Annotated in this window: 28 protein-coding genes; 18 read left to right on the forward strand and 10 right to left on the reverse strand. The window is 53.5% G+C overall.

The window, feature by feature from the left end:
- Positions 1 to 22 precede the first annotated feature (22 nt).
- The gene (locus tag FFI90_RS15815) at positions 23 to 787 is read left to right on the forward strand and encodes an EAL domain-containing protein (RefSeq protein ID WP_144779305.1); all 765 of its coding nucleotides are present in this window, start codon (positions 23 to 25) and stop codon (positions 785 to 787) included.
- 31 nt (positions 788 to 818) lie between these two features.
- Positions 819 to 1,175 (forward strand): hypothetical protein, encoded by a 357-nt coding sequence (locus FFI90_RS15820; protein ID WP_144779307.1) that lies wholly within the window; start codon positions 819 to 821, stop codon positions 1,173 to 1,175.
- Here the strand turns inward: FFI90_RS15820 and FFI90_RS15825 are convergent.
- Positions 1,169 to 2,062: a LysR family transcriptional regulator gene (locus FFI90_RS15825; RefSeq protein ID WP_144779308.1), complete on the reverse strand. Its 894-nt coding sequence runs from the start codon at positions 2,060 to 2,062 to the stop codon at positions 1,169 to 1,171. The two genes, FFI90_RS15820 and FFI90_RS15825, sit on opposite strands and share 7 nt — an antisense overlap.
- 146 nt (positions 2,063 to 2,208) lie before the next feature.
- On the opposite strand from FFI90_RS15825, the gene FFI90_RS15830 reads away from it, so the two are divergent.
- Genes FFI90_RS15830 through FFI90_RS15850 form a run of 5 tightly spaced genes read left to right on the forward strand, consistent with a single transcriptional unit; the run spans position 2,209 to position 6,827 of the window.
- The gene (locus FFI90_RS15830; protein WP_144779309.1) at positions 2,209 to 3,420 is read left to right on the forward strand and encodes an acyl-CoA dehydrogenase family protein; all 1,212 of its coding nucleotides are present in this window, start codon (positions 2,209 to 2,211) and stop codon (positions 3,418 to 3,420) included.
- A gap of 11 nt (positions 3,421 to 3,431) precedes the next feature.
- Positions 3,432 to 4,253, forward strand: coding sequence for an SDR family oxidoreductase (locus FFI90_RS15835; RefSeq protein ID WP_144779310.1), 822 nt, complete (start codon positions 3,432 to 3,434; stop codon positions 4,251 to 4,253).
- Positions 4,254 to 4,285: 32 nt separating this feature from the next.
- Positions 4,286 to 5,350: a phosphotransferase family protein gene (locus FFI90_RS15840; RefSeq protein WP_144779311.1), complete on the forward strand. Its 1,065-nt coding sequence runs from the start codon at positions 4,286 to 4,288 to the stop codon at positions 5,348 to 5,350.
- The gene (locus FFI90_RS15845; protein WP_144779312.1) at positions 5,350 to 6,039 is read left to right on the forward strand and encodes a histidine phosphatase family protein; all 690 of its coding nucleotides are present in this window, start codon (positions 5,350 to 5,352) and stop codon (positions 6,037 to 6,039) included. Before FFI90_RS15840 ends, FFI90_RS15845 begins: the two co-directional genes overlap by 1 nt.
- Before the next feature lie 17 nt (positions 6,040 to 6,056).
- Complete coding sequence (locus FFI90_RS15850) at positions 6,057 to 6,827, forward strand: SDR family oxidoreductase (protein ID WP_144779313.1); 771 nt, start codon at positions 6,057 to 6,059, stop codon at positions 6,825 to 6,827.
- On the opposite strand, the gene FFI90_RS15855 is transcribed toward FFI90_RS15850, so the two are convergent.
- A complete protein-coding gene (locus FFI90_RS15855; RefSeq protein WP_246123616.1) occupies positions 6,828 to 7,787 on the reverse strand; it encodes a DUF6279 family lipoprotein in 960 nt (319 codons plus the stop codon).
- A gap of 91 nt (positions 7,788 to 7,878) precedes the next feature.
- Here FFI90_RS15855 and FFI90_RS15860 point away from each other — a divergent pair, with 91 nt between their 5' ends.
- Positions 7,879 to 8,145 (forward strand): DUF2798 domain-containing protein, encoded by a 267-nt coding sequence (locus FFI90_RS15860; RefSeq protein WP_144779314.1) that lies wholly within the window; start codon positions 7,879 to 7,881, stop codon positions 8,143 to 8,145.
- A 605-nt stretch (positions 8,146 to 8,750) separates the two neighbouring features.
- Here FFI90_RS15860 and dacB read toward each other — a convergent pair.
- Positions 8,751 to 10,238: a D-alanyl-D-alanine carboxypeptidase/D-alanyl-D-alanine endopeptidase gene (dacB, locus tag FFI90_RS15865; protein ID WP_186318010.1), complete on the reverse strand. Its 1,488-nt coding sequence runs from the start codon at positions 10,236 to 10,238 to the stop codon at positions 8,751 to 8,753.
- Between the two features lie 379 nt (positions 10,239 to 10,617).
- On the opposite strand from dacB, the gene FFI90_RS15870 reads away from it, so the two are divergent.
- Both FFI90_RS15870 and FFI90_RS15875 read left to right on the forward strand, forming a co-directional pair.
- Positions 10,618 to 11,385, forward strand: coding sequence for a glutathione S-transferase N-terminal domain-containing protein (locus tag FFI90_RS15870; protein WP_144779316.1), 768 nt, complete (start codon positions 10,618 to 10,620; stop codon positions 11,383 to 11,385).
- Positions 11,386 to 11,487: 102 nt separating this feature from the next.
- Positions 11,488 to 11,901, forward strand: coding sequence for a GFA family protein (locus FFI90_RS15875; protein WP_144779317.1), 414 nt, complete (start codon positions 11,488 to 11,490; stop codon positions 11,899 to 11,901).
- Here FFI90_RS15875 and FFI90_RS15880 read toward each other — a convergent pair.
- Complete coding sequence (locus FFI90_RS15880; RefSeq protein ID WP_144779318.1) at positions 11,895 to 13,019, reverse strand: PQQ-dependent sugar dehydrogenase; 1,125 nt, start codon at positions 13,017 to 13,019, stop codon at positions 11,895 to 11,897. The genes FFI90_RS15875 and FFI90_RS15880 overlap by 7 nt on opposite strands.
- A gap of 187 nt (positions 13,020 to 13,206) precedes the next feature.
- Positions 13,207 to 13,668, reverse strand: a complete 462-nt coding sequence (locus FFI90_RS15885) for a YaiI/YqxD family protein (protein WP_144779319.1) — start codon at positions 13,666 to 13,668, stop codon at positions 13,207 to 13,209.
- A 288-nt stretch (positions 13,669 to 13,956) separates the two neighbouring features.
- On the opposite strand from FFI90_RS15885, the gene FFI90_RS15890 reads away from it, so the two are divergent.
- Both FFI90_RS15890 and FFI90_RS15895 read left to right on the forward strand, forming a co-directional pair.
- On the forward strand, positions 13,957 to 14,295 hold the full coding sequence (locus FFI90_RS15890; RefSeq protein ID WP_144779321.1) for a zinc ribbon domain-containing protein YjdM: 339 nt from the start codon (positions 13,957 to 13,959) through the stop codon (positions 14,293 to 14,295).
- A gap of 153 nt (positions 14,296 to 14,448) precedes the next feature.
- Positions 14,449 to 14,958: a copper chaperone PCu(A)C gene (locus FFI90_RS15895; protein WP_144779323.1), complete on the forward strand. Its 510-nt coding sequence runs from the start codon at positions 14,449 to 14,451 to the stop codon at positions 14,956 to 14,958.
- Between the two features lie 89 nt (positions 14,959 to 15,047).
- Here FFI90_RS15895 and FFI90_RS15900 read toward each other — a convergent pair whose 3' ends face one another.
- Positions 15,048 to 15,224 (reverse strand): CCGSCS motif protein, encoded by a 177-nt coding sequence (locus FFI90_RS15900; protein ID WP_144779325.1) that lies wholly within the window; start codon positions 15,222 to 15,224, stop codon positions 15,048 to 15,050.
- 212 nt (positions 15,225 to 15,436) lie between these two features.
- On the opposite strand from FFI90_RS15900, the gene FFI90_RS15905 reads away from it, so the two are divergent.
- A complete protein-coding gene (locus FFI90_RS15905) occupies positions 15,437 to 16,564 on the forward strand; it encodes a GGDEF domain-containing protein (protein ID WP_246123618.1) in 1,128 nt (375 codons plus the stop codon).
- A gap of 55 nt (positions 16,565 to 16,619) precedes the next feature.
- On the opposite strand, the gene FFI90_RS15910 is transcribed toward FFI90_RS15905, so the two are convergent.
- Positions 16,620 to 16,826, reverse strand: a complete 207-nt coding sequence (locus FFI90_RS15910) for a cold-shock protein (protein ID WP_071266268.1) — start codon at positions 16,824 to 16,826, stop codon at positions 16,620 to 16,622.
- Positions 16,827 to 17,131: 305 nt separating this feature from the next.
- Between FFI90_RS15910 and FFI90_RS15915 the strand changes: the two genes are divergently transcribed.
- Both FFI90_RS15915 and FFI90_RS15920 read left to right on the forward strand, forming a co-directional pair.
- Positions 17,132 to 17,983: a crotonase/enoyl-CoA hydratase family protein gene (locus FFI90_RS15915; RefSeq protein WP_144779327.1), complete on the forward strand. Its 852-nt coding sequence runs from the start codon at positions 17,132 to 17,134 to the stop codon at positions 17,981 to 17,983.
- A gap of 3 nt (positions 17,984 to 17,986) precedes the next feature.
- Positions 17,987 to 18,589: a CPBP family intramembrane glutamic endopeptidase gene (locus FFI90_RS15920; RefSeq protein WP_144779329.1), complete on the forward strand. Its 603-nt coding sequence runs from the start codon at positions 17,987 to 17,989 to the stop codon at positions 18,587 to 18,589.
- On the opposite strand, the gene FFI90_RS15925 is transcribed toward FFI90_RS15920, so the two are convergent.
- On the reverse strand, positions 18,586 to 19,452 hold the full coding sequence (locus tag FFI90_RS15925) for a LysR family transcriptional regulator ArgP (protein ID WP_144779331.1): 867 nt from the start codon (positions 19,450 to 19,452) through the stop codon (positions 18,586 to 18,588). The genes FFI90_RS15920 and FFI90_RS15925 overlap by 4 nt on opposite strands.
- Positions 19,453 to 19,526: 74 nt before the next feature.
- On the opposite strand from FFI90_RS15925, the gene FFI90_RS15930 reads away from it, so the two are divergent.
- The gene (locus FFI90_RS15930; RefSeq protein WP_144779333.1) at positions 19,527 to 20,162 is read left to right on the forward strand and encodes a LysE/ArgO family amino acid transporter; all 636 of its coding nucleotides are present in this window, start codon (positions 19,527 to 19,529) and stop codon (positions 20,160 to 20,162) included.
- A gap of 15 nt (positions 20,163 to 20,177) precedes the next feature.
- Here FFI90_RS15930 and FFI90_RS15935 read toward each other — a convergent pair whose 3' ends face one another.
- Complete coding sequence (locus FFI90_RS15935; RefSeq protein WP_144779335.1) at positions 20,178 to 20,678, reverse strand: C40 family peptidase; 501 nt, start codon at positions 20,676 to 20,678, stop codon at positions 20,178 to 20,180.
- 110 nt (positions 20,679 to 20,788) lie between these two features.
- Between FFI90_RS15935 and arfB the strand changes: the two genes are divergently transcribed.
- A complete protein-coding gene (gene arfB, locus FFI90_RS15940) occupies positions 20,789 to 21,202 on the forward strand; it encodes an alternative ribosome rescue aminoacyl-tRNA hydrolase ArfB (protein WP_144779336.1) in 414 nt (137 codons plus the stop codon).
- On the opposite strand, the gene FFI90_RS15945 is transcribed toward arfB, so the two are convergent.
- Entirely contained in the window at positions 21,193 to 22,269 is a 1,077-nt protein-coding gene (locus FFI90_RS15945; protein WP_144779338.1) for an alpha/beta hydrolase, read from the reverse strand. The genes arfB and FFI90_RS15945 overlap by 10 nt on opposite strands.
- 113 nt (positions 22,270 to 22,382) lie before the next feature.
- Here FFI90_RS15945 and FFI90_RS15950 point away from each other — a divergent pair, with 113 nt between their 5' ends.
- On the forward strand, positions 22,383 to 22,700 hold the full coding sequence (locus FFI90_RS15950; RefSeq protein ID WP_246123619.1) for a putative signal transducing protein: 318 nt from the start codon (positions 22,383 to 22,385) through the stop codon (positions 22,698 to 22,700).
- Positions 22,701 to 22,721 lie beyond the last annotated feature (21 nt).

Consider the following 22,721-nt stretch of genomic DNA (forward strand, 5'->3'; position numbering starts at 1 on the left):
GCTCGAAACATCGGAGACTAGTGTGATAAAACCAGAGATCCTGTTTGATGAATCTCACTGTGAGCAATGCGCCTGCGGAGAAGGGCTCGACTTCTCTTTGACCTTTGCGTTCCAGCCCATCGTTGATGTATCCAACAAAACCGTCTACGCCTATGAAGCCTTGGTTAGGGGGCCGGAAGGTGAGGGTGCCATGCACATTCTCGGTAAAGTGAACGAGAAGAACCGTTACGCCTTTGATCAGATCTGCCGGGTAAAGGCCGTAAAGCTGGCTGCCAAGCTTGGTATGAATACCCGCCTGAGTATCAATTTTTTGCCCAACGCGGTGTATAAGGCGGAATACTGCATTAGAACAACGCTGGCGGCAGCAAAAACGTACAATTTTGATACCAGTAAAATTATCTTCGAGCTTACGGAAGGTGAAGATCTGACGTCGGTCGGCCACCTTGTTTCGATTCTTGAAGCCTATAAGGAGATGGGGTTCAGCACGGCAATCGACGATTTTGGCGCGGGCTACTCCCGCTATAATATAATGATTGCCAGTCCGCCCGACCTGCTAAAGCTGGATATGGCTCTCGTACGCGATATTCATAAAGAACCTAACAAGCAGGCTGTGGTTGTGGGAATCATTACGATGATGGCGCTATTAGGCGGTAAAATTGTGGCGGAGGGAGTAGAAACAGAAGAAGAATATTTCTGGCTTCGCTCCCAGGGTATTGCTCTCTATCAAGGCTATCTGTTTGCAAGACCCGGTTTTGAGTGTTTACCTGAGCCGTATTACCCAGCCTGACATCACCTCTAACTTACAGGAAGCCTGACTGTTGCTCTATCGACTTATTACCATTATCGGCGGCCTGGTTTTTGTCGCCGCCTTGTTTGCTCTGGTCTGGTTCTTTTGCCGAAAGTTTCTTGAGCACCGTGGGGTCAAGGAAAACCTGACTGATCGCGCCACCACACTCGCCACCTGGACCTTTGCCGGCATCAGTGTCGGGTTGGTGTTTGCGGTGGTGGGTGCGTTTTTACTTGGGCCTTGGGCGTTTTATCGCACGCTGCGCGGCCAAGGCGTTGCTATTTCGGATGGCGCAGCCATCTGGTGGGGCTTCGGTATTGTGACTGCTTCACTTGGCATTACCGCGATCGGTTTTTTTGGTTTCCTTGCCGCTGTGGGTGCTTACTGAATCGCCTTGAGCTGTTCCCGAAACCAGATGAGAGCCGGCTCCCGGCCATAAGCCTTGTGCCAATACAGGTGCACATCCAGTGAAGGCAGGTCCGCTGGCGGGTTCATTATGGTAATGCTCGCCCGTTCTGCAATAATTCTGGCGTAGGTTTCCGGCATGGTCAGCAAAAGATCGGTTGCCTCCACGACCCTGCAGGCAGCGTAGTAATGCTGGCAACGCAGTCGAATGCTGCGCTGCACCCCGAGCCGCGACAGCTCAAAATCCTCAATTCCGGGCCCCTCCGTACGTGATGAAACCAGCACGTGACGCGCTGAAAGATACCCATTCATATCCAGAGCCTGTGATGCCAGCGGGTGACCCTCCTGGGCCAGAACCACAAGCCTGTCCTGCCTTAGTAGTTCATGGGATGTCTGGCTGCTGACCGGTAAGAGCACATCGACAGCGAAGTCCAGCTTGCCGGCTGCGAGCTGGGTTTCCATATCCCGCCGGGGAATACGCTTGCTGACGATCTCCAGTTCCGGATACGGATCCAGCCGTTGCATGAGCTGCGGCAGAAACGTTGACTCCAGAACATCCCTCAGGCCCAGCGAATAGGTTTTGCGTTGGTTCGCCGGATCAAACGCATGAAATTGATTAACAGCGCCCTGAATCTGGGTAAGCCCGGGTTTCATGGATTCCAGGAAGCGGCGGGCAAGAGGCGTTGGCACCATCTGGTTGCCCTGGCGCGTGAATAGCGGGTCGTCGAAATGATCCCGCAGGCGCGACAATGAATGGCTCACTGCCGGTTGCGTAAGGTGCAAGGCTTTTGCTGCCCGGGTAAGGCTGCCTTCCCTGTATATGGTGTCAAAAACATGCAGAAGATTGAGGTCCAGGCGGTTCCCGGCCATAACGACAGTGCCTCAGTTTTATAAGTATAGTTAATAGTAAACGATAAGAATAATTCAGTCGCGTAATAGTTGGTGCAACCTTAGACTGGATTCAATGTGCTTATATTCATCGCACCAGCTTGTGCAATTTCTACGAGGATTCGGCAATGGATTTCAGTATCTCTGAAAAAGGTCAGGATTATCTGAAACGTGTAAAAGCGTTTATGGCGGAAGAAATCTTCCCGGTGGAAGCCCAGTACCACAAAGAACTGGCGTCGCTTGAAAATCGCTGGGTTGTGCTGCCAATCATCAAGGAGTTGAAGGAAAAGGCCAAAGCCCAGGGGCTCTGGAACATGTTTTTTCCGGACGAAAAGCACGGTTGTGGCCTGCTTAACTCCGATTACGCTCTGATTGCTGAAGAAACGGGCCGCAGTTTTATCGCGCCTGAGATTTTTAACTGTAATGCGCCGGATACCGGCAATATGGAAGTGCTGATCCACTACGGTTCCGAGGAACAGAAGGCCGAATGGTTGCCGCGCTTGTTAAGTGGCGAAATTCGTTCCGCGTTCTGTATGACTGAGCCGGCTGTCGCATCTTCTGATGCAACCACTATGGAAGCAACTGCGGTGGTTGAGGGTGACGAAGTGGTGCTGAATGGCCGCAAGTGGTGGAGCACCGGTATCGGTCATCCTGACTGCAAGGTCGCTATTTTTATGGGTCTTTCAGACCCGGATGCCCATAAGCATCGTCGTCACTCCATGGTTTTGGTGCCGCTGGATGCACCGGGTGTGAAAATTGAACGTATGCTACCGGTGTTCGGGGAGTACGATGAGCCTTATGGCCACGGTCAGGTGCTGTTCGAGAACGTTCGACTGCCCAAGAGTGCCTTTATTGCAGGCCCCGGGCGCGGCTTTGAAATTGCCCAGGGTCGTCTTGGGCCTGGCCGTGTCCACCACTGCATGCGTGCGATCGGTGCGGCAGAGCGCACACTGGAGCTTCTGGTTAAACGGGCGATGAGCCGCGAGGCGTTCGGGCGCCCTCTGGCCAAGCTGGGTGGTAACCCGGATATCATTGCCAATGCCCGCATGTCGATCGAACAGGCGCGTTTGCTGACTCTTAAATGTGCCTGGGCTCTGGATACCAAGGGCATTGCGGGTGCGATTCAGGAAGTCGCCATGATCAAGGCGTTGATTCCGAATATGCTACAAACCATTGTTGACCAGGCAATTCAGATCCATGGCGGTGCGGGTGTGAGCGATGACGACTTCCCGCTGACCCAGTTGTTTGCTTATGCTCGGGTACTGAGGCTGGCAGACGGCCCGGACGAAGTGCACCGTGCCACAGTGGCTCGCATTGAATTGCGCAAATACAAAAACTGATGGAAAACACCATGACACAAAGAGTATTCGTAACAGGCGGCGCAAGCGGCCTTGGTCGGGCCATTGCGCTGCGTTATGCAAGAGAAGGTGCCAAGGTCTGTATCGGTGACATTAATCCCGAACAGGGCATTGGTGTTGAACAGGAAATTAACAATGCCGGTGGCGAAGGCTACTTTGCAGAGTGCGATGTCCGGCGGCTGACGGATCTGGAGAAGATCTGTGCGGATCTCACTGAGAAGTGGGGTGGTGTTGATGTGGTGGTGAATAATGCCGGCGTGGCGTCTGCCGGTTCGATTGAAGATACCACCATGGCCGATTGGGAGTGGATTCTTGATATCAACGTGCTGGGAGTGGTGCGTGGCTGTAAGGCATTTACGCCGCAGTTCAAGAAGCAGGGTTCAGGTGTGTTTGTGAACATCGCATCCATGGCAGGCCTGATGCTGGCGCCGCTGATGGATAGCTACAATGTGTCCAAGGCTGGAGTGATCGCCTTGTCGGAAACACTGAGCCAGGAACTTCGGAGCGACGGTATCCATGTCAGCTGCGTTTGTCCGGCGTTTTTCCAGACCAATCTGACCAATAGTATGCGGTCGGATATTCCCGGTATTCAGCAGAATGTAAACAAGCTGATGAAGCGCTCGACTATTTCAGCCGATCACGTTGCGGAGGATATTGTACGTTCGGTCAAAAACAAGGATTTCTGGGTGTTGCCCCACGCCAAAGAGCGCCGCCTCTGGATATTCAAACGCTACGCGCCATGGGCTTTTGACAAGCTCATGTTCGAAGAGAGCAAGCGCTGGATGAAGAAGATGGGCGGCAAGGCCAAGACCTGAACGGTACATGGGAATAGAAAGGAGAGTGATGAATGACCCAGATTGATCAGGCCGCAAATATTCGCGAAGGTGAAGAGCTGGATCTTTCGGCAGTAGATCGCTTCATGAAAGGTGCCATTCCGGATCTTACCGGCGAGCCGGTTATCCGCCAATACCCGGGCGGTGCCTCCAACCTGACTTACCAGGTGGACTACGGTGACCGTTCGTTTGTTTTGCGCCGCCCACCTTTTGGCAAGATTGCAAAGTCTGCCCACGACATGCTGCGTGAAGCGAAGGTAATGCGGGCGCTGAAGCCCGTCTATCCTTATGTGCCTGATATCATCGCGATTTGCGATGATCACGACGTTCTGGGATGCGATTTCTATGTGATGGAGAGAATGAAAGGCATCATCCTGCGTCAGGATTTCCCCAAAGACCTGGAGCTGAATGAAGCCGATACACGCAAGTTGTGCCTGAGCGTGATTGACAAGATGGTGGACCTGCACCGCGTTGATGCCATGGCTGCGGGGCTGGATTCGCTGGGCAAGGGTGATGGCTATGTTCAGCGCCAGATTGGCGGCTGGAGTGATCGTTTCCGTAAGGCTCGCACAGACGATGTCGGCGATTTTGAGGTAGTAATGTCCTGGCTGAACGACAAGATGCCAGATGACATTGCCCAGGTTGTGATTCACAACGATTTCCGCTTCGACAATGTGGTCCTGAACCAGAACAACCCTTTTGAAGTGATCGGGGTGCTGGATTGGGAAATGGCGACGATTGGTGATCCGCTGATGGACCTTGGCAACACGCTTGCTTACTGGATTGAGGCGGACGACGAAGGCCCGTTCCAGATGCTGCGCCGTCAGCCCACCCATCGCCCGGGTATGCTCACGCGAAAAGAAGTGGTGGCGTATTACATGGAGAAGTCTGGCTTCCAGGCAGATAACTTCGATTTCTATGAGATTTACGGGCTGTTCCGGTTGGCGGTGATTGTTCAGCAGATCTATTACCGGTTCTACCACGGCCAGACCAGCGACAAACGCTTTGCGGCGTTTGGCCATGCCGCCAACTATCTTGAAAAGCGCTGCCAGCGACTCATTACAGAGAGCTCTCTGTAATGGCTAAGGTGTACCTTGTGCGCCATGGCCAGGCTGGCTTTGGCAAGGAAAATTACGATCAGCTTTCGCCCCGGGGCTGGGAGCAAGGCAGGGTTCTGGGCCGTTGGATGGTCGACAAGATAGCGCCTGCGGCGATCTTCGGTGGCGATCTGCAGCGCCACCGGGAGACTGTTGAAGCCATCGCGACCGGGTACGGTGCGCAGTTGCCGGATATGCAGGTGGCTCCGGGCTTTAACGAGTTCGATCACGTTTCTGTTGTTAACCGCTACCGGCCCGAATGGAGCGATCGGCAGGTTATGGCGAGAGACCTTGCGGCTTTCCCGAAACCTGCGGCAGCCTTTCAGCAGACTTTTGTGAGCGCCTTGCGCCGATGGGCTTCGGGAGACTATGACGCAGAATACGACGAGAGCTGGACGGATTTTAAAAACCGGGTTCTCGCCGCTTTTGATGAAATGATTGAATATGCAGACGGCGGGGATGTTCTGGTGTCCACATCCGGCGGGCCCATCGCAGTGGTGTGTCAGCACCTTCTGGGCCTGAAAGACGAGAGAGCCTTGGCGCTAAACGAAGTAATCGCCAATACCAGCGTTACCCGCGTTCTTTATTCCGCTGGCCGCCGCAGCCTGTCTGTTTTCAATAATTACAGTCACCTTGAGGCGGAAGACCCCGCCCTGGTGACGTTCCGATAACACATTGAGGTGACCGAATGAGCAAGAAAGACCTGTTTGATCTGACCGGCAAAATCGCCCTGATTACCGGTGCCAGCCGTGGCATCGGCGAGAGCATTGCCCGCACGCTGGCAGATTACGGTGCTCACGTGATTGTGACCAGCCGCAAGATTGACGGCTGTGAAACTGTGGCCAGCAGCATCCGCGAGTCTGGTGGCAGTGCCGAGGCCTATGCCTGCCACATTGGTGAGATGGATCAGATCGAAGCCATCTGGGCCTATATTGAAAAGGAGCATGGCAAGCTGGATATTCTGGTGAACAATGCCGCAGCCAATCCTTATTTCGGCCCGGTCGAAGACACAGATCCGGGTGCCTTCCACAAAACCGTAGACGTGAACATTCGCGGTTACTTCTTCATGTGCGCCCGTGGTGCGCAGCTGATGAAGAAAAACGGCGGCGGTTCGATCGTTAACGTGGCGTCTGTAAACGGTGTGAATCCAGGCCATTATCAGGGGATTTATTCGGTGACCAAAGCCGCCGTGATATCCATGACCAAATCCTTCGCCATGGAGTTGGGCCATCAGAATATTCGCGTGAACGCTTTGTTACCGGGGTTGACGGACACCAAATTTGCCAGCGCTTTGACCTCTAACGAAGCTATCAAGAAGCAGGCTATGGCACACATTCCCATGAAGCGGGTGGCCGATCCCGATGAGATGGCCGGCACTGTGCTGTACTTGGCATCCAGTGCCTCCAGCTACACCACTGGTGCCTGTATCAATGCTGACGGCGGCTATCTTACAATCTAACTATTCGTAAACTCGTGATGCGACTTCGGAGCCCGGTTGGCAGGTAAGGGCTTTGAAGTCGCCTCTCAATTCTGACGCCTGGCGTGCCAGGTGGTCGAGATGAGAGGGCTGGCTTGCCAGTAACAGAATCTGAACCAGCAAAGCCATGGCCTCCATACTTCGATTCATCATCTCTGCGTAGGCATCTCCCCTCGCAGCTTCCGGGTTATTGATCAGTTCGGTGATCGTTTCGGCAAAACCGCGTTGATTACGTTTCTCAAGAGCATCAAGCAGGGCTTTCTGCCAGTTGCGACGGCCCTCCAGCCAGATCCTCGTTTGCCCGACGCGTTTGTCTGACCATTCGGTGATAGACGTTTGGTGTCCGCCGTTCAGGCTTCCCAGCCACCGTTCAGCTCGCTCAGTGGTGCGCTCCGCTCGTGCCTCTGCAATCGCCTCAGGATCACCGACCAGAAATTCCGCTTCGAGCTCCCGCTGTTTATTGGTCATATTGTCAGCAAGCTCCCGCACCTGCTCATCACTGAGGCTGGAGAGCAGGCTGATAGCAGTCGGCGTTATCTGCTGAAGCAGGGGCGGGAAGAACGTCATCAGTTGGCTTTGAAGGCTTTGGACTTTTGCTGGGTTTGGGTTACCTGAAGACAGATCGCTCTGAAGCCTGTTCAGCCATGCCCGGTAGCGCGGTAATTCCGTGCTACAGTGCCACTGCTTCAGATTATCAATATCAGCCTCCAGCTGTTGCTTTTGAGGTTGTGTGAGCGTAACGAAATCTTCAACCCACCAGACAATTCCCCAGTCGGCGTAGCGGTAGGCAAGGCGGGTTGAGCTGCACCCTGTGACAAGAAACGCAGAAATAAGCACCAGAGCAACCGCTCTTCCTGCGCGTACGTCAGAGACGAGACCGCACTGATCCATATGGCGCTTTGCTCGGTAAAAAAGCCGGTCGAAAAAAGATTGCATGCTCATTATCATATCTTGCCTGAGTCCAACAATTTACGCCCCCCCGGGGGTTTCAGATGTGGCGATCTGAAGACCTTTATCCTGAATAGGAGAGCTCATGAGCCGAATCAAACCTGCCCGCCAGCGCCAGCTTGTGTTCGGATTTTACATGTCCGGAATGATGTCGCTGCTGATGTCCGGAGTAATCACCTTTATTAACACTGGCATAGATAGCGAGTTCGTTTATCGCTGGATACCCGCCTTTCTCGTTGCATGGGCGGTGGCCTTCCCGCTGGTAACTGTCATAGCGCCGATTGCGGTGAAACTCACCGAAATAACCCTGGCGCGACCCGGCAAAGAAAATAAGCGTACACCTGTAAACTGAAATGTAAAATTCTATAATCTGTTTTTTTGTCCCCCCGTAAGTTATCTCGACGCACATTTAAGGGGCTCAATGTGTGCAGGTTCGAACCACTTAATTTTGGTAGATAACCTTGGAATAGAGGGCAATAGACAATGAAAACAAAATTTGCACTAACTATGGCTTTGGCCGGCAGCGTTATGCTGGTGGGTTGTAGTGATAATGACGACGATCCGGTAGCACAGGAACCTACATCGAAAGCCAGGGCGGTGCATGCGGTTTCAAGGAAAGCGTTGGGCTGCTAGAAGTCGCTACAGCTGAAGATTATCAGATCCGGGTAACGCCACGCCGGCTCTGGATAACTTTGAATACGGTAATTCATCAGGTTACATCAGTGTTGCGTAAGGCGACTATGTTGTATTTATTACTTCACCCGACGGTGCCACTGAGTATTTTAAATCCGGCAGCTTGTCTTTGGAAAATAACGGCGTATATACGGCTATCGCTCGCCTGAATGAAAATCCTGATAGCGTGGCTACTGTGACTCTGATGGACGATTTTGTGGTAGGCCCGATCTGAAAAATCCAAATTGGCGTTGAGCGTCAAAGCCCCGGAGATCCGGGGCTTTTTTATTGAACGGAAGTTTTCGGAGAACCGGAATCGAATCGGGAAAGCGCCGTACCCGTAGGTGGTCGGAAGTGCAGAGAGTAAAGAATTCGATCCAGAACAGCCTGGCCATTCCAGGCGGGATCGTTATTCACCATTCCTACGACAGCCCAAGTCGTGTTGTTCTCATCCCGTGTGAACCCGGCAATTGACCGCACGTTTTCCAGGTAGCCGGTTTTAATGCGTCCCTCGCCATCCATGCCGGTGTTGCGCAGACGGCGGGCCATGGTTCCGTCCATGGCGATAATCGGCATGGAGGCCATGAGGTCTGAAACGTAGGGGCTGTTCCAGGCGTGTTGCAGAATTTTCGTGCCTTGCCGGGCAGTGATTTTGCCATGGCGGGTCAGGCCAGCACCATTATCGATGACCATTCCAGCCGTGTCGACGCCTTTGCGCTCCAGCCAATCGTAAATGACGCGAATACCGGCAACCCGGTCATCGTCTTCGTTATCCAGTCGGTTTTGCGCGCCAATGGTCAGCAACAGCTGCCGAGCCATCACGTTGCTGCTCCATTTGTTGATGTCGCGCACCATGGTCACCAGATCGGGCGATGTGGTTTTCATAACCAGTCGCGCCGTTTCCGGAGTTAATCCGTTCAGGTTTCCACCGGATACGATAATGCCCATCTCTCCAAGCAGAGAACGGATCATCGAGGCGCTGTATTGTTCGTGGGGCAAAAGAGAGAGGTAGGTCGTGGTGCGACAGCCTTGCGGCAGCTCCCCGGTTACCCGCACGGTGACTCTTCCACCGTCCTGAAATACCGGTTCCCAGTCAAAGCTGCGGCGCGACGGGCAGGCGCCGTCGGCCACTGCAGTTACCCGGTTGTCGATAACGATTTCGCCAAGGGCCGGCGTGCTCCAGGCTTGGGTGCCGCGTTCGTCGGCACGCACCTGGAAGTGCATGAGGTTGAGGTTGGTCAGGTACGCAGACGGTTCAACCAGGAACGGAGCATGTGGATTGTCGCCATTGTCTTCAAACGCGGGAAAACCACCATCGATTTCAAAATAGCTGCCATCCAGCACCAGGTTGCCATCGATGCGGGTAATTCCCATATCCCGGAGTTCCCGCAGGGTTGTCCAGAGCCGTTCGTAGGTGAGTTTCGGGTCGCCACCAAAGCGTACGTAGAGATCGCCCTTGAGGGTGTCTCCGACCATTTGTCCGTCTGTCAGAAAATCCGTATCCCAGTGATGGGTGGGGCCAAGAATCTCCAGCGCGGCGTAGGTGGTGATCACCTTCATGATGGAACCAGGGCTCATGGGCACATCGGCATTAATGTTCTGATCAAGCCCCGGGCCGTTAAGGGGTACTGCAGCCATGCTAAGCGCTTCTTCGCTTTTAAGGGATTCTGTCGCGTAGTCCCGCATCTGGTTGGCCCATAGGCGGCTGCTGTTGTAACCCACGCTGTCATCATCAGCCAGTGCCGATGGCAGGTTTGCCAGAGCCGGAGTCATGGCAAACGCGACGGCAAAAGCCAACGCTGGATGCCTGCGACGAAGGCTGACTCTTTGTGCGCGATTTGAATGCGGCATACCCGTAATCACCATGATGGCTGCTTGATGAGCTATTAAAAACTCCCTACATGAACAATAGCCCATCTTTGTGACTTGTACTATGCAGAGAACCTCTACATGACGTTAAAAAATGCCAGTAGACCACTTGTTTGTACAGGAATTTCGTGACTGAGTGTAAGCCGGCATGCGCGAACCGTCGAGTTGGGTATCGAGAGGATACCGACGCATACACGGCTGCCAGCCCTCACGTTTCATTCGGGCCAATGGAAAGTCGTTTTATTTGGTGATAATGATTGGATTATCGATTGAGGATTTTATTATGTTTAACAGACTTGCTCACCATGCGAACGTGCTGGGTTCCGTCGCAACCTCGTCGTTAACTGCCTGGCGTGGATGCCTTGTGGTAAGCGACGTGCCGCAACCGGAAAAGCCACTTGTGCTGTATGACATGGAAGGCTGCCCATACTGCCGGCGAGTTCGCGAAGCGCTGACCGCACTGAATCTTGATGTGCAGATCCGGCCCTGTCCCAAGGGTGGCCGAGTGTTCCGGAAGCGGGCAGAGGAAACCGGCGGCAAGCAACAGTTTCCTTTGCTGATCGACCGGAACACCGACACCGTGATGTATGAGTCGGAAGCAATCATCAAGTATCTGTTCCTGCAATATGCGGGGCGGTCAGTGCCTGGCTACTACCGTGAGCGTGTGTGGCAACCGGTTCTGGGTTCGTTCGCCTCTGTTGCCAGCGCCATGAGGGGGTTACGTGCCAGCCCGGGTAAGCAGCCAGAGCAGCCGCTGCATTTATGGAGCTTTGAAGGAAGCCCGTTTTCTCGCCTGGTACGGGAGAGACTGTGCGAGCTTGAAATCCCATACACCCTGCATACTCTGGGTAAAGAGCACTGGACTGAAATCGGGCCTGCGAAGCAACGTATCAAGCCAGGGCCATACAGACCAGCACCCGGAGGAAAGCGCGACGCGTTCTTCAAGGCACATGGCAGGGTTCAGGTGCCTTACCTTGAAGATCCTAACACCGGGGAAGGGTTGTTTGAGTCTGGCCGCATACTGGATTATCTGGATGCGCAGTATGGATAAAAACAATCGTCAGTCAGGCTGTTTCAAGGACTTTTGGGCAGGTATCATTGCCGACCATTGAGAGCGTTTTCAAACGCCCGTGAAATCAGAAGCAGGAAGTCTATGTATACCGGCCAGTGCCTGTGTGGCGACATTACCTTTGAATATGAAGGCCCTTTAGGTCCTCTCTCTCTGTGCCATTGCAGCCAGTGTCGGCGTGCACACGGAAGCGCATTCTCTGCCAGTTCACCGGTGCAAAAAGTGCGCTTCCGGTTTTTATCCGGACAAGAACGGTTGTCGGAATACGAATCGCGCCCGGGTAAGTACCGGGCTTTCTGCAGCCGCTGCGGCAGCCATTTGTACAGCCGTGTGGATGCGATTCCCGGCATTCTCCGCCTGCGGGTGGGCGTGATTAATGAGCCCCTGGAAAAGGGGCCGGCGCAGCATGTTTACACTGGCTCAAAGTCGGACTGGTTTGAAATTACCGACGCATTGCCCCAATACGAAAAGACCGAAAGGACCGGCGACCCTCATTGAGCCGGCACCATTCGGTAGACTTTCCCCTCCGGTGAGTCTGTTAATAACCACAGTGTACCGTCTGGCGCTGTTCGAACGTCGCGGATTCGTTCTTTCAGCGTAGTGAGTAAATCCTCCTCGCCGACTACCTGGCCGTTTTCGATTTCCAGCCGAACCAGCTTGCGCAATTTGAGGGCACCCACGAACAGGCTGCCTTGCCACTTGGGAAATTCCGCGCCGGCGTAAAACGCCATGCCTGAGGGCGCAATGGATGGATCCCAGTAGTGCAGGGGCTGAGCCATGCCGTCTTTTTTGGTGTCCAGAGTGATCGGAAGCCCCGAGTAGCCAATGCCATAGGTTATTTCGGGCCACCCGTAATTTGTGCCGGGGTTGAGGATGTTTATTTCGTCGCCGCCGCGCGGGCCGTGCTCGTGAGTCCAGATATCACCGGTTTCAGGATGCACGGTCATGCCCTGAATATTGCGGTTTCCCCAAGTGAGCAGCGTGTTATTAATATTCGGGTCACCAAGCCCCGGGTTGCCCGGCGCCGGCTCGCCATTCACCGTAATACGATGGACACCGCCGGCGTCGTCCCGGGTGTCCTGAGCCCGGTCCATCTCACCACGGTCACCAACGGAAATATAAAGATAGCCGGATGCATCAAATGCCATTCGCCCACCGAAATGGCGCGAGGTGTTGGAGCGCGGAAGTGCTTCGAAGATGACGGTTACGTTTTTCAACTCCTCATCTTCAAATTGAGCGCGGGCTGCTCGCGTTGTCATTCCTCTGCTTGATCGGTGTGCGTAGCTGAGGAACAAGGTTCTGTTCTCTTTGAAATCCGGATGCAAGACGATATCGAGCAGTCCGCCCTGGCCTGATACCGCGGGCGTTGGGAGCCCCCGAACCGCTTGCGGTAACAGCTCTCCATTCTGGATCACCCTTAGCCTGCCAGCTCTCTCCGTAACGAGCATGGAACCACCAGGGAGGAAGGCCAGGCTCCAAGGGTGTTCAAGTCCTTCAGCCACAGTTTCGAGCCTGAATTGTGCGTCTTCGGAGGAGAAAGTCTGGCTTGCGGCAACGACCGGGAGCCCCAGAAAAAACAAACCGCTCAGTGCGATCAAGGGTTGAATAAGGTTCATGCATTCTCCCTCAGGTATTGCAAATGATAATCACTATCATTAATATAATTATATAGTCGTTCCACAGAGCAGATGTTGCTCATACCATCTGTTTACACCATAAGCTCAGGGAGATACAGCCATGATGGCAGAACAGGAAATGATCGAAGGGTTGAAGATTGCAGCCGGTGCAGGACTGTTTGTTGCGCTAGTGGTTGTCGGGCTTGCGGTTGCGCTGTAACCACCGGTCCAGTTTGTCAGCAAATTCTTTTTTATCCGTCTGGTTGAACGGAGCCGGGCCACCTGTAACTTGTCCGGCACTGCGCATCTCTTCCATGAAATTTCTCAAAGCGAGGCGCTGGCGAATGTTTTCCTTGGTAAAAGCCTGACCCCTGGGATTAAACACATCGGCACCTTTCTCTATAGCTTCGGCTGCCAACGGAATATCTTGTGTAATTACGAGATCACCGGCGCTGAGCTGACCCATAATTTCGTTATCCGCCACATCGAAACCCTGCATGACCTGTCTGGCTTTGATATAGGGGCTGGGCGGCAGCTTGATCACATGATTGGCAATGAAGATCGTCGAAACCTGCCAGCGAGTGGCTGCTCGGCAGAGAATTTCCCGGATGGGAACAGGGCAGGCATCGGCGTCGACCCAGATTGGCATGGCTGGCTCCTTCATTGGTTCAGTTTTTGAGAGTTTACCTGTTGTTGCTGTGAGCCTGGTAGTGGAGGCCCGCGTATTCTCAGATACGGCTTTGGTATTTCTGCAGCCCTCTTATTGGGGCGCGGCTTTTCCGCAGGTAGGATGTTATGAATTTGAAAATGGCGGTTTCGGGGTTGCTGGCACTGTTTTGTCCTTGCCTGCTGTTGCAATCGCCAAAGGCCCTTACCAGAGTCTCGCCGGGAGGTTGGTGGTATAATACTGCTTAAATTCAACTAACAGGAAACTCAAATGTCTCAACTTCCACCTTGCCCCCGGTGTGCGTCTGAATATACCTATGAAGATGGGGTTCAGCTTGTCTGCCCTGAGTGCGCTCATGAATGGACAGAAGCAGAGGCAGCTGCGGCAGCAGCGGGCAAAGTGGTGCGCGATGCCAACGGTAACGAACTTCAGGATGGAGATACGGTTACTGTCATCAAGGATCTGAAGGTTAAGGGTTCAAGTTCGGTTGTAAAGGTTGGTACCAAGGTGAAGAGTATTCGCCTGGTAGACGGCGACCACGATATTGACTGCAAGATTGATGGTATTGGTGCGATGAAGCTCAAATCCGAGTTTGTAAAAAAGGTCTGAGGCCCGCAACGTCGAACTCTGACGGGCTCTCTGCGACATTTTGACGCGGCGAGCTACTTGCGCTGACCTGGTCTGAACGCAACACTGTGCGCATTACAATCTCCAAGTCTGACATTAATCATTGTCAGCTCCACAGTAGCGACACGAGACATCATGAAAAATCTAATCACACTGCTGTTTGCCAGTAGCGCACTGGTCACATCGTTCCTTGCCACATCTGTAACGGCCAATGAGCACGCTCACGGCGGCGTTGTTATAGAGCATCCTTGGAGCCGGCCAACGCCGCCAGGCACTCCCATGGGAGTAGGTTATCTGGTTATCAGGAACCACAGCGACAGGGATATCACGCTGATCAGCGCAAGCACGCCCAGAGCAGACCATGTTTCGATTCATGAGACGCTAATGAAAGACGGTGTTATGCGCATGGAGCCGCTTGATGACGGGTTGGCAATATCGGCCGGAGAGGCGGTGGAGCTCAAACCCCTGAGCTATCATTTTATGCTTGAAAAGCTTACGGCACCTCTTAAAGAGGGTGAGGACATTCCTTTGATTCTGGAATTTGAAGGTGCAGAGGCTATTGAAGTCGAGTTACGCGTACAATCCCTGGACGCTGATATGAAAGGGCAGGGAATGGATCATTCGGGGCACACGATGGATCACTGATTATCCGTGGTCAGGCTGCCAATGGCGTTTCCAAAATTCAGAATGTGCAACGGAAACGTCACTGGCGATATTGTTCATCCGGGCTGGTGTTAAGAGCAGCCACCGCAGCAAACACCGGGATCTCCGTGTTTACCTTTCTTCACGGTTTCTTTTTCGGTGCTTTCAAACGCTCCGGCGGCTTGCTCATCGGTTCCCCCTTTGAGTTCCTCAGTCTCCATTTTGTCGGCGGTTTTGGGGCTGGCTACTTCTTTAAATAACTGTGTCATCAGAGATATCTCTTTTGGGTTTTAATAAGATTCATGTGTTATGTATCTTATTGCGAGTTAAAGGGGTAGTCAATGGGTGTTTCCGAGGTGGAAGTAGGTAACAAACGCAAGCCTGTCGAAAAAGATCCAGAGTTGCGCTTTTGTGCTAAAGTCATTCGCGAATATACTTATAGCCAGGTTTTGTGGTCCTTGGTGTTTTCCACGGAGCCATAATGGCAGCATTTCAGACGGCACAGGTCGTCTTGTTGTATGGGAATCTGCAGTATATGGATAATGACAACAACACTGTGAGTCCTTCATCACGGCGTGAGCGTGGGCTGAAATTCTGGCAGGTTGCCCGCCGGGTGTGTCAGCTTGCAGCCGCTGTCGATATTTCCTTTTTCTTCCTATTTCATTTTCTCGGCTCACCCATCCTTGCCTGGATAAACGTTGGCAGCGTTGCGTTATACGCGGCTGCTTACGTCGCTCTTGAGCGCAGGCAGAATCGCCTTGCTATCGCGCTGATCTGGCTAGAGGTCATTATTCACTCGGCGCTCGGCACTATAATGCTCGGGTGGGGCAGTGGTTTTCATTATTATCTGCTTATGTTCATTCCGGCGTTGTGTATCAGCTCGGTACGTCGTGGCACGATTTATTCTCTAATAGTGGGGCTTTGGGGCTACTACATAGGGCTCGATATTCTCATGTGGTTCATCGAGCCTTTTCAGCCGATTTCGTCCGGAGCTTTGTTCGGCGTTCACTTGTTCAATCTGAGCGTCGTATTTGCGATGTTCGCCTACCTGTCCTTCTTCTATATGAATATGGTGGTCTCTGCGCAGCGCAAGCTTCGAAAGTTGGCTACCGTTGATTCGCTGACAGGGCTGTTCAATCGCAGCCATGGCAGTGACCTGGCTGAAAATGAAATTGCACGTTTTCGCCGGGCCAAGCATCCCGTGGCGTTCATGCTTCTGGATGTCGACCATTTCAAATCAATTAACGATCGCTATGGTCATGAAATGGGGGACAAAATTCTGGCCGAGATTGGGCAGCTTATTCCGGCGCAGCTGCGCACCCAGGATATTGTTGCACGTTGGGGTGGTGAGGAGTTTCTGGTTATTCTCCCGGACACTGGAATCGAGAGCGCGCTGGCCAGCGCAGAGAGAATAAGGAGCGCTTTTCGTAGCCATGATTGGAAAGCCGCTACAAGTGAGGCGGTCGCCGTTACTATCAGTATTGGTGTGAGCGAAATGTGTGAAAATGATGATCGAGGTTCTGTTATCAGTCGCGCAGACAGGGCTCTGTATCGCGGTAAAGCCGGGGGGAGAAATCGGGTCGAGCAGGGGGAAGCTCTGGAGCAATAATACGGGAGCAACAAAAAAGGCAGCCGAAGCTGCCTTTTTTAACGTTGTCTGTTAATTAAACAGCAACAACGTTCTCTGCCTGAGGACCTTTCTGGCCCTGAGTCACGGTGAAATCAACCTGCTGGCCTTCAGCCAGAGTCTTGAATCCGCCGCCTTGAATAGCGCTGTAGTGAACGAATACGTCAGGGCCGCCTTCACGAGTGATAAAGCCAAAACCTTTTGCTTCGTTGAAAAACTTAACAGTACCGGTAACAGTAGACATAATAAATATTCCTGAATTCAATCATTTAATGTGCTGCCAGATCATCACGTTGATGGCTGGTCAGCGATATGCGGAAACAAAAAACTTGCGTGATCAAAAACAGGACGATGCACTACTTGCGGGTACAAAAATGCGTCTTATTGATGAAGTGCTTTGCTAAATCTTTCCAACGAGAAGCACTCTACCTGTTGGCCAAGGAAAAGCAAAGCATTTTCTTGTACGCATAAACCCGACATTTTCAGCAACATGAGGTATGTTTGCGTCAGCGTTTCAGAATTTGCGTGAATTAATAGAGGAGTTTTGCCTTGTCTGAGCTATCCACCTACGAAAGTTTTTCCGTCACTGTTGAGAGCAAGATTGCCCATGTTCAATTCAGTCGCCCGGAAGCGATGAATACCATGACCAAAGCCTTCTGGCTTGAGTTGCCCAAATGCATGCAGGAGATTGAATCGAACACCGATGCGCGGGTTATTGTGGTGTCATCCACGGGTAAGCATTTCTCTGCGGGGATGGATCTTGGTGTCTTTACAGACTCCAAAGCTGTGCCCATGAGTGGTGATCCTGGCCGTATGGCAGAGAACTTGCGCCGGGTTGTACTGCAGCTACAGGATACTCTGACGTCTCTGGAGAACGTTCGCCTGCCGGTATTGGCGGCTATCCAAGGGGGCTGCATCGGCGGCGCTCTGGATCTGGTGTGCGCAGCCGACAGCCGTTACTGTGCGGAAGACACATACTTTACGATCAAGGAAACCGAACTCGGCATGACGGCCGATGTGGGTACCCTTCAGCGTTTGCCCAAACTGATGCCGGAAGGCGTTGTGCGTGAGCTGGCTTACACTGGCCGTAAGCTGTCTGCGCAGGAAGCGAAAGCTCTTGGTTTTGTGAATGCTATCTACGCCGACCAAGAGGCAATGATCGCAGGTGTTATGGACATCGCCGCTCAGATTGCCGCCAACTCACCGCTTGCGGTTACTGGTTGTAAAGAGATGCTGAACTACAGCCGTGACCACACCGTGGCGGATAGCCTGAAGTACATGGCAACCTGGCAGGCCGGCATGTTCCGCCCTACAGACATGATGAAAACGTTCCAGGCCAAAGCGCAGAAACAGGCGCCCAAGTATGATGACCTTTTCGCTGTAAAAGGTCTTTTTGAATAGTAGATGGCCTTGAATAATCGCCGTAAATCGACAGTTTCTCCGGTTATCGCCCTGGTGTTCCAGGGTGGAATCGGGGTGGTCGGGTTGCTGGCAATTCTCATCTTGGGTATTCCTGTACAGATCTCCGGAGACGGAATCTTACCCAGTGTGCTTTACGGAGTTCTGGGTGCCCTGTGCACGTACGCAGGACTGTTACTACTCACCCAAATTCCCGGCCTGTTCCCGAACAACCTCGCCAGGCAAATGCGCGGCCTGCACAGATTTGCTTCCGGTTATTCCTGGTTTGTTCTTTTCCTGCTCTCGGTTTTCGCCGGTGTAGGTGAAGAGCTTCTTTTCAGGGGCGCTTTGCAGGGTTGGCTTACCGTGCACACGAATACCACGACCGCCGTCTTGGCGGCATCCGTGCTTTTTGGCCTGGTGCACTACGCGTCCTTTACTTACTTCGTCGTTGCTGCGGGCCTCGGGTTGGTTCTTGGGTTGGCTTACGCAATAACCGACAGTATTCTACTGGTAATGGTATGGCATGGCGTTTACGACTTGGTGGCGCTGTTTTGCCTGCTCCGGTTTCCTGAATGGTTCGGTATCAGTGTGCGATCGAAAGATTAAGAGCGTGCCGCTTGCAATGCAGCCGTTAGCCGTTCCATAACACCTCCGCTGTGGCGCCAGAAGTGCCAGTACAGCTCCACCTCCAAAGATTGACCGGGAGCAATACTGATCAGTCGTCCTGTCTCAATTTCATACTTCGCCTGAACCTCTGGAATCATGCCGTAACCCATGCCCGCCAGAGCCAGTTTTACAAAGCCTTCAGAAGACGGACATAAATGATAGGGAAAGGCACCGTGGTAGCCACTCTGAGCCAAAAACCGGTGCTGTAACTGATCATTTGGGCCAAACACAATTGCAGGTGCCGATTTCAGGCTCTGATCATTAAAGCCCTGACTGAAATACCGGGTCGTGTATGAAGGCGTCGCCAAGGGCAGGTAGGTCATGGTGCCAAGCGGAACGCAGCGCGCCCCGGCTACCGGCTGTGGATTGCTGCACAGGCAGGCGGCCACATCACCCTCGCGCATTCGGCGCAGTGCGATGTCCTGATCCTCGATCACCATATCCAGTAACAAGGCTTCCTCACGACTGAATTCACCGATGGCATTTGCCCACCAGGTTGCGAGGCTGTCGGCATTGAGGGCAATGCGCAACCGTGCGGCAGGCTCGGAAAGGGCCGGAACTGATTTCGCGAGATCGCGCTCTAGCAGTTGAACCTGTTGAACGTGGTTCAGTAGCTGCTGCCCCGCTGGAGTGGCTCTGGGAACCGGGCTGCGTAGTAACACCGGCTGCCCAATGCGGACTTCCAGGGTTCGGATGCGCTGTGAAATAGCGGACTGACTCAGGCCAAGCACTGCGCCTGCGCGCTCAAAACCACCGGTCTCGACAACGGTGGCGAGGGCTTCCAGCAATTTGTAATCGATCATAAGTAAAATTGATGCATCATTATGAATATGAATTTCAAGTATAGCGGCAAGCAGCTATTCTTGCGGCATCAAAAATGGAGCAAAAAGCCGTGCTTGAGAGTTCTTTAGAAAGTTACCTGACGGGTTTGATTGTGTGCGGCGGGATTATTGTCGCCATCGGAGCGCAGAATGCCTACGTGCTGAGCCAGGCGATCCGGCGCGAGCACCACTGGTGGGCGGCGGGTTTTTGCATGGCGGCAGATATTACTCTTTTCACGCTTGGCATGTTCGGGGTCAGCGCAGCTTTGATGGCCATGCCGCAGGCGCTGGAAATCCTGCGCTGGCTCGGGGTGGTTTTTCTGGGATGGCTGGCGCTTCAGGCGTTTGTGAGGGCCAGCCGGGGCAGGGCGGCTCTTGAAGCCGGTGAGGTATCGCGCCGCAGCCTGAAGGGTGTTCTATTTACCACGGTGGCGGTTACCTTGCTGAACCCTCAGGTGTATCTCGATACCCTGTTGTTGATTCCGGCAGTTGGCGCACAGCAGGAAAACGCGACGACCTTTGTGGCGGGCGCCAGCAGCGCATCTGTTCTGTGGTTTGGTTTGCTGGCCTGGAGTGGGTCCGCACTGGCGCCGGTTCTGTCACGCCCGCTGGCGTGGCGGATTATCGACAGCGTAATTGGTGTGATGATGGTGGCCATCGCGCTTCACCTGGCACTCAATGGCAGTCTGTAGCGTTAATCAGAAGAATCAGTCAAACCGCCGTGCGCCAGAGAAACGGTCTTTCCAGTAGTAACCATTCAGTTCCGACATGATGACGCCGGAAGACGTTGATGCATGGATAAACAGGTTGTCGCCCATATAAATTCCGGCGTGCTGGTCTTTTCCGGCAATTCTGAAGAATACGATATCGCCAGGTTGAACGTCTCCAGGGGGAACCACATCACCGTACCGCAGCATTTGCGACGTTGTGCGCGGCAATTTTTGCCCCAGGCCTTCACGATACGCCGTCGTGATAAAGCCTGAGCAGTCGAAGCCACGGGCGGTTGTGCCACCGTACTGATAAGGCGCGCCCTCATAGCGCTCAAAGGCTTGCCAAAGTTTTTCAGCCTTCACGGAACCCGGTGCGGACTCAGCAGGGGAATATTGCAGTGCGGCGCGTCCGGGCTGCAGCGATTGATTACTGGCGCAGCCACTCATCACAAGCGAGGAGAGGGCCAAAATGATGACGTATCTGAAAGCTTGAACCATGCAAATTCCTGAGCTGCTGTTCTTTGATTTCACTGTATTACCGGTCCCACTTTATTACCGAATCCCCAGGATGTCAGGTTACGGTTTGCGGGATTTGTTACTATTGCCGGATGCTGAAAATATCCAATGCTGTTGAAATCGCTGAGTGGGAAATAGAAATCACCCAGATCCGGGCTCAGGGCGCCGGTGGTCAGAACGTCAACAAAGTAGCCTCGGCGGTGCATCTTCGCTTCGATGTGCAGAATTCCGCCTTGCCGCCGTTCTACAAGGAACGTCTCATGGCGCTGCAGGATCAGCGCATAAGCAAGGAAGGCATAATTGTGATCAAGGCCCAGTCTTTTCGTACGCTGGAGCTGAACAAGGAGGATGCGCTGGAGCGTCTGAAGGAACTGATTCAGGAGGCGGTCAAAGTGCAGAAGGCGCGTCGCGCTACCCGGCCCTCAAAATCTGCCCGGCGTAAGCGGGTTGACCGCAAGACACAGAAAGGTAAAACCAAAGCCCTGCGGGGCAAAGTTCAGGTCTGACTCATCTCTGGCTCGCGCTTTTTGGATTCGATTTCCCTGATAAACGATTCAATATCAGCGAAAGCCTCTTCGGCCTCCGGCAGTAACGGCGTGAAAATCTGCCAGACGTGAACCATCCCTGGCCAGGTGTGCAGCACCACTTTCGAACCCTGTGCTTTTGCCTTGGCCGCGTATCGTCTGGCGTTATCCAGAAGCATCTCGGAATCACTGGCCTGAATCAGCGTGGGCGGCAGGTTGGCAAGGTTGCCCAGCAGTGGCGACGCGACGGGGCTGGTTGGCGAAATACGGAATGCTGCAAGCGTTGCCCACCAGATAACCGGTCGGGGGATCTTTGACAGGCCCCCAAACATGGGCCCCAGCATGGGATCTGTTGCGATATTACGGCGATTGCTCGGTGCGCTCATTGTAAGGTCTGTGGAGGGGGAAAACGCGATGGCACCATCCGCCTGGCGCAGGCCGCTCTCACGGATCCATGCCAGCAGGCCAAGAGTATGGCTGCCACCGGCTGAATCTCCTGATATCAGAATAAACGAGGCTTCATCCGGGCCATCTGGACCGTTTTCTGTAAGCCAGGTGTAGGCTTTTCGGCAATCACGCACACCGTCCATGAACCGATTCTCTGGCATCAGGCGATAGTCCACGGCGAAGACGGCTGCATTGGCAATGTGAGACAGGCGATCCGTAATAGACCTATGGCTATGGGGACTGCCCGCCGCCCAGGCGCCGCCATGGATGTAGAGAATCCGCCGCTGGACGTCGGCACCGGGAGCGATAACCCACTCGCCGTTCGGGCTGTCGCATTGCCGGAACTCTGATCCGAGCCGCAAACCGTCACTCAGGCTGTCCATATGCTTTCGCATTGCCATGAGTCTCGCCTTGCCGCGAAGACCTTTTCCTGACCTGCCCATTTCCTGGATGCGCCCCAGAACTTCCTGATTCTCGGCGCTTGGGGTTGCCTGTCTTACGGAGTACTCATCCTCATCCAGGTGCGATAAATCCTCGATGCGAAACAGAACGAAAGTTAAGGCGACGATGAACAAAACAACAGCGGCGATAATCCAGAACATAAGTTGTCCGTATCCTGAAGGTTGGCCCTGTGAGCTTGGGCGCACTATGCTTTGGTTACAAAGCATCGCAGATTTTTGCGAGTTCTGCCCTCAAATGTCACAAAAGGAGAGGGGTGTTGCAAATAGCCTATCGGGCCAAGGACATCACTGAAGCGCATATTGTCGCAGGGCTGTTGAACGCTAACGGCATTGAAACTTACGTAGGTGGTCATTACCTGCAGGGTGCAATGGGCGAAATTGGCGCGGCAGGGTTCAGTAATGTTCATGTAGGAGATGAGGATCTCTATCCGGCGCGACAGCTGGTTGCGGAGTATGAGGCGAGTAGCCGTGTTACCCCGGCCTCGGATGGGGGCGATGGCAAGCCCGATTCCTATGCCCGCTGGTTTTTGTTGGCCATGGCCGTGCTGGCGCTGATATTGCTGAATCTCTGATACACGTAGCCAAATGAAATT

The organism is Marinobacter maritimus (assembly GCF_007671675.1).
GTDB classification, from domain to species: domain Bacteria; phylum Pseudomonadota; class Gammaproteobacteria; order Pseudomonadales; family Oleiphilaceae; genus Marinobacter; species Marinobacter maritimus.

What these genes read in the sequence shown, in the direction of transcription:
- FFI90_RS15825 (WP_144779308.1), bottom strand. Translation starts at nt 2,062, where the DNA reads ATGGCCGGGAACCGCCTGGACCTCAATCTTCTGCATGTTTTTGACACC.
- FFI90_RS15830 (WP_144779309.1), top strand. Translation starts at nt 2,209, where the DNA reads ATGGATTTCAGTATCTCTGAAAAAGGTCAGGATTATCTGAAACGTGTA.
- FFI90_RS15835 (WP_144779310.1), top strand. Translation starts at nt 3,432, where the DNA reads ATGACACAAAGAGTATTCGTAACAGGCGGCGCAAGCGGCCTTGGTCGG.
- FFI90_RS15840 (WP_144779311.1), top strand. Translation starts at nt 4,286, where the DNA reads ATGACCCAGATTGATCAGGCCGCAAATATTCGCGAAGGTGAAGAGCTG.
- FFI90_RS15845 (WP_144779312.1), top strand. Translation starts at nt 5,350, where the DNA reads ATGGCTAAGGTGTACCTTGTGCGCCATGGCCAGGCTGGCTTTGGCAAG.
- FFI90_RS15850 (WP_144779313.1), top strand. Translation starts at nt 6,057, where the DNA reads ATGAGCAAGAAAGACCTGTTTGATCTGACCGGCAAAATCGCCCTGATT.
- FFI90_RS15855 (WP_246123616.1), bottom strand. Translation starts at nt 7,787, where the DNA reads ATGAGCATGCAATCTTTTTTCGACCGGCTTTTTTACCGAGCAAAGCGC.
- FFI90_RS15860 (WP_144779314.1), top strand. Translation starts at nt 7,879, where the DNA reads ATGAGCCGAATCAAACCTGCCCGCCAGCGCCAGCTTGTGTTCGGATTT.
- dacB (WP_186318010.1), bottom strand. Translation starts at nt 10,238, where the DNA reads ATGACTCCGGCTCTGGCAAACCTGCCATCGGCACTGGCTGATGATGAC.
- FFI90_RS15870 (WP_144779316.1), top strand. Translation starts at nt 10,618, where the DNA reads ATGTTTAACAGACTTGCTCACCATGCGAACGTGCTGGGTTCCGTCGCA.
- FFI90_RS15875 (WP_144779317.1), top strand. Translation starts at nt 11,488, where the DNA reads ATGTATACCGGCCAGTGCCTGTGTGGCGACATTACCTTTGAATATGAA.
- FFI90_RS15880 (WP_144779318.1), bottom strand. Translation starts at nt 13,019, where the DNA reads ATGAACCTTATTCAACCCTTGATCGCACTGAGCGGTTTGTTTTTTCTG.
- FFI90_RS15885 (WP_144779319.1), bottom strand. Translation starts at nt 13,668, where the DNA reads ATGCCAATCTGGGTCGACGCCGATGCCTGCCCTGTTCCCATCCGGGAA.
- FFI90_RS15890 (WP_144779321.1), top strand. Translation starts at nt 13,957, where the DNA reads ATGTCTCAACTTCCACCTTGCCCCCGGTGTGCGTCTGAATATACCTAT.
- FFI90_RS15895 (WP_144779323.1), top strand. Translation starts at nt 14,449, where the DNA reads ATGAAAAATCTAATCACACTGCTGTTTGCCAGTAGCGCACTGGTCACA.
- FFI90_RS15900 (WP_144779325.1), bottom strand. Translation starts at nt 15,224, where the DNA reads ATGACACAGTTATTTAAAGAAGTAGCCAGCCCCAAAACCGCCGACAAA.
- FFI90_RS15905 (WP_246123618.1), top strand. Translation starts at nt 15,437, where the DNA reads ATGGCAGCATTTCAGACGGCACAGGTCGTCTTGTTGTATGGGAATCTG.
- FFI90_RS15910 (WP_071266268.1), bottom strand. Translation starts at nt 16,826, where the DNA reads ATGTCTACTGTTACCGGTACTGTTAAGTTTTTCAACGAAGCAAAAGGT.
- FFI90_RS15920 (WP_144779329.1), top strand. Translation starts at nt 17,987, where the DNA reads ATGGCCTTGAATAATCGCCGTAAATCGACAGTTTCTCCGGTTATCGCC.
- FFI90_RS15925 (WP_144779331.1), bottom strand. Translation starts at nt 19,452, where the DNA reads ATGATCGATTACAAATTGCTGGAAGCCCTCGCCACCGTTGTCGAGACC.
- FFI90_RS15930 (WP_144779333.1), top strand. Translation starts at nt 19,527, where the DNA reads ATGGAGCAAAAAGCCGTGCTTGAGAGTTCTTTAGAAAGTTACCTGACG.
- FFI90_RS15935 (WP_144779335.1), bottom strand. Translation starts at nt 20,678, where the DNA reads ATGGTTCAAGCTTTCAGATACGTCATCATTTTGGCCCTCTCCTCGCTT.
- arfB (WP_144779336.1), top strand. Translation starts at nt 20,789, where the DNA reads ATGCTGAAAATATCCAATGCTGTTGAAATCGCTGAGTGGGAAATAGAA.
- FFI90_RS15945 (WP_144779338.1), bottom strand. Translation starts at nt 22,269, where the DNA reads ATGTTCTGGATTATCGCCGCTGTTGTTTTGTTCATCGTCGCCTTAACT.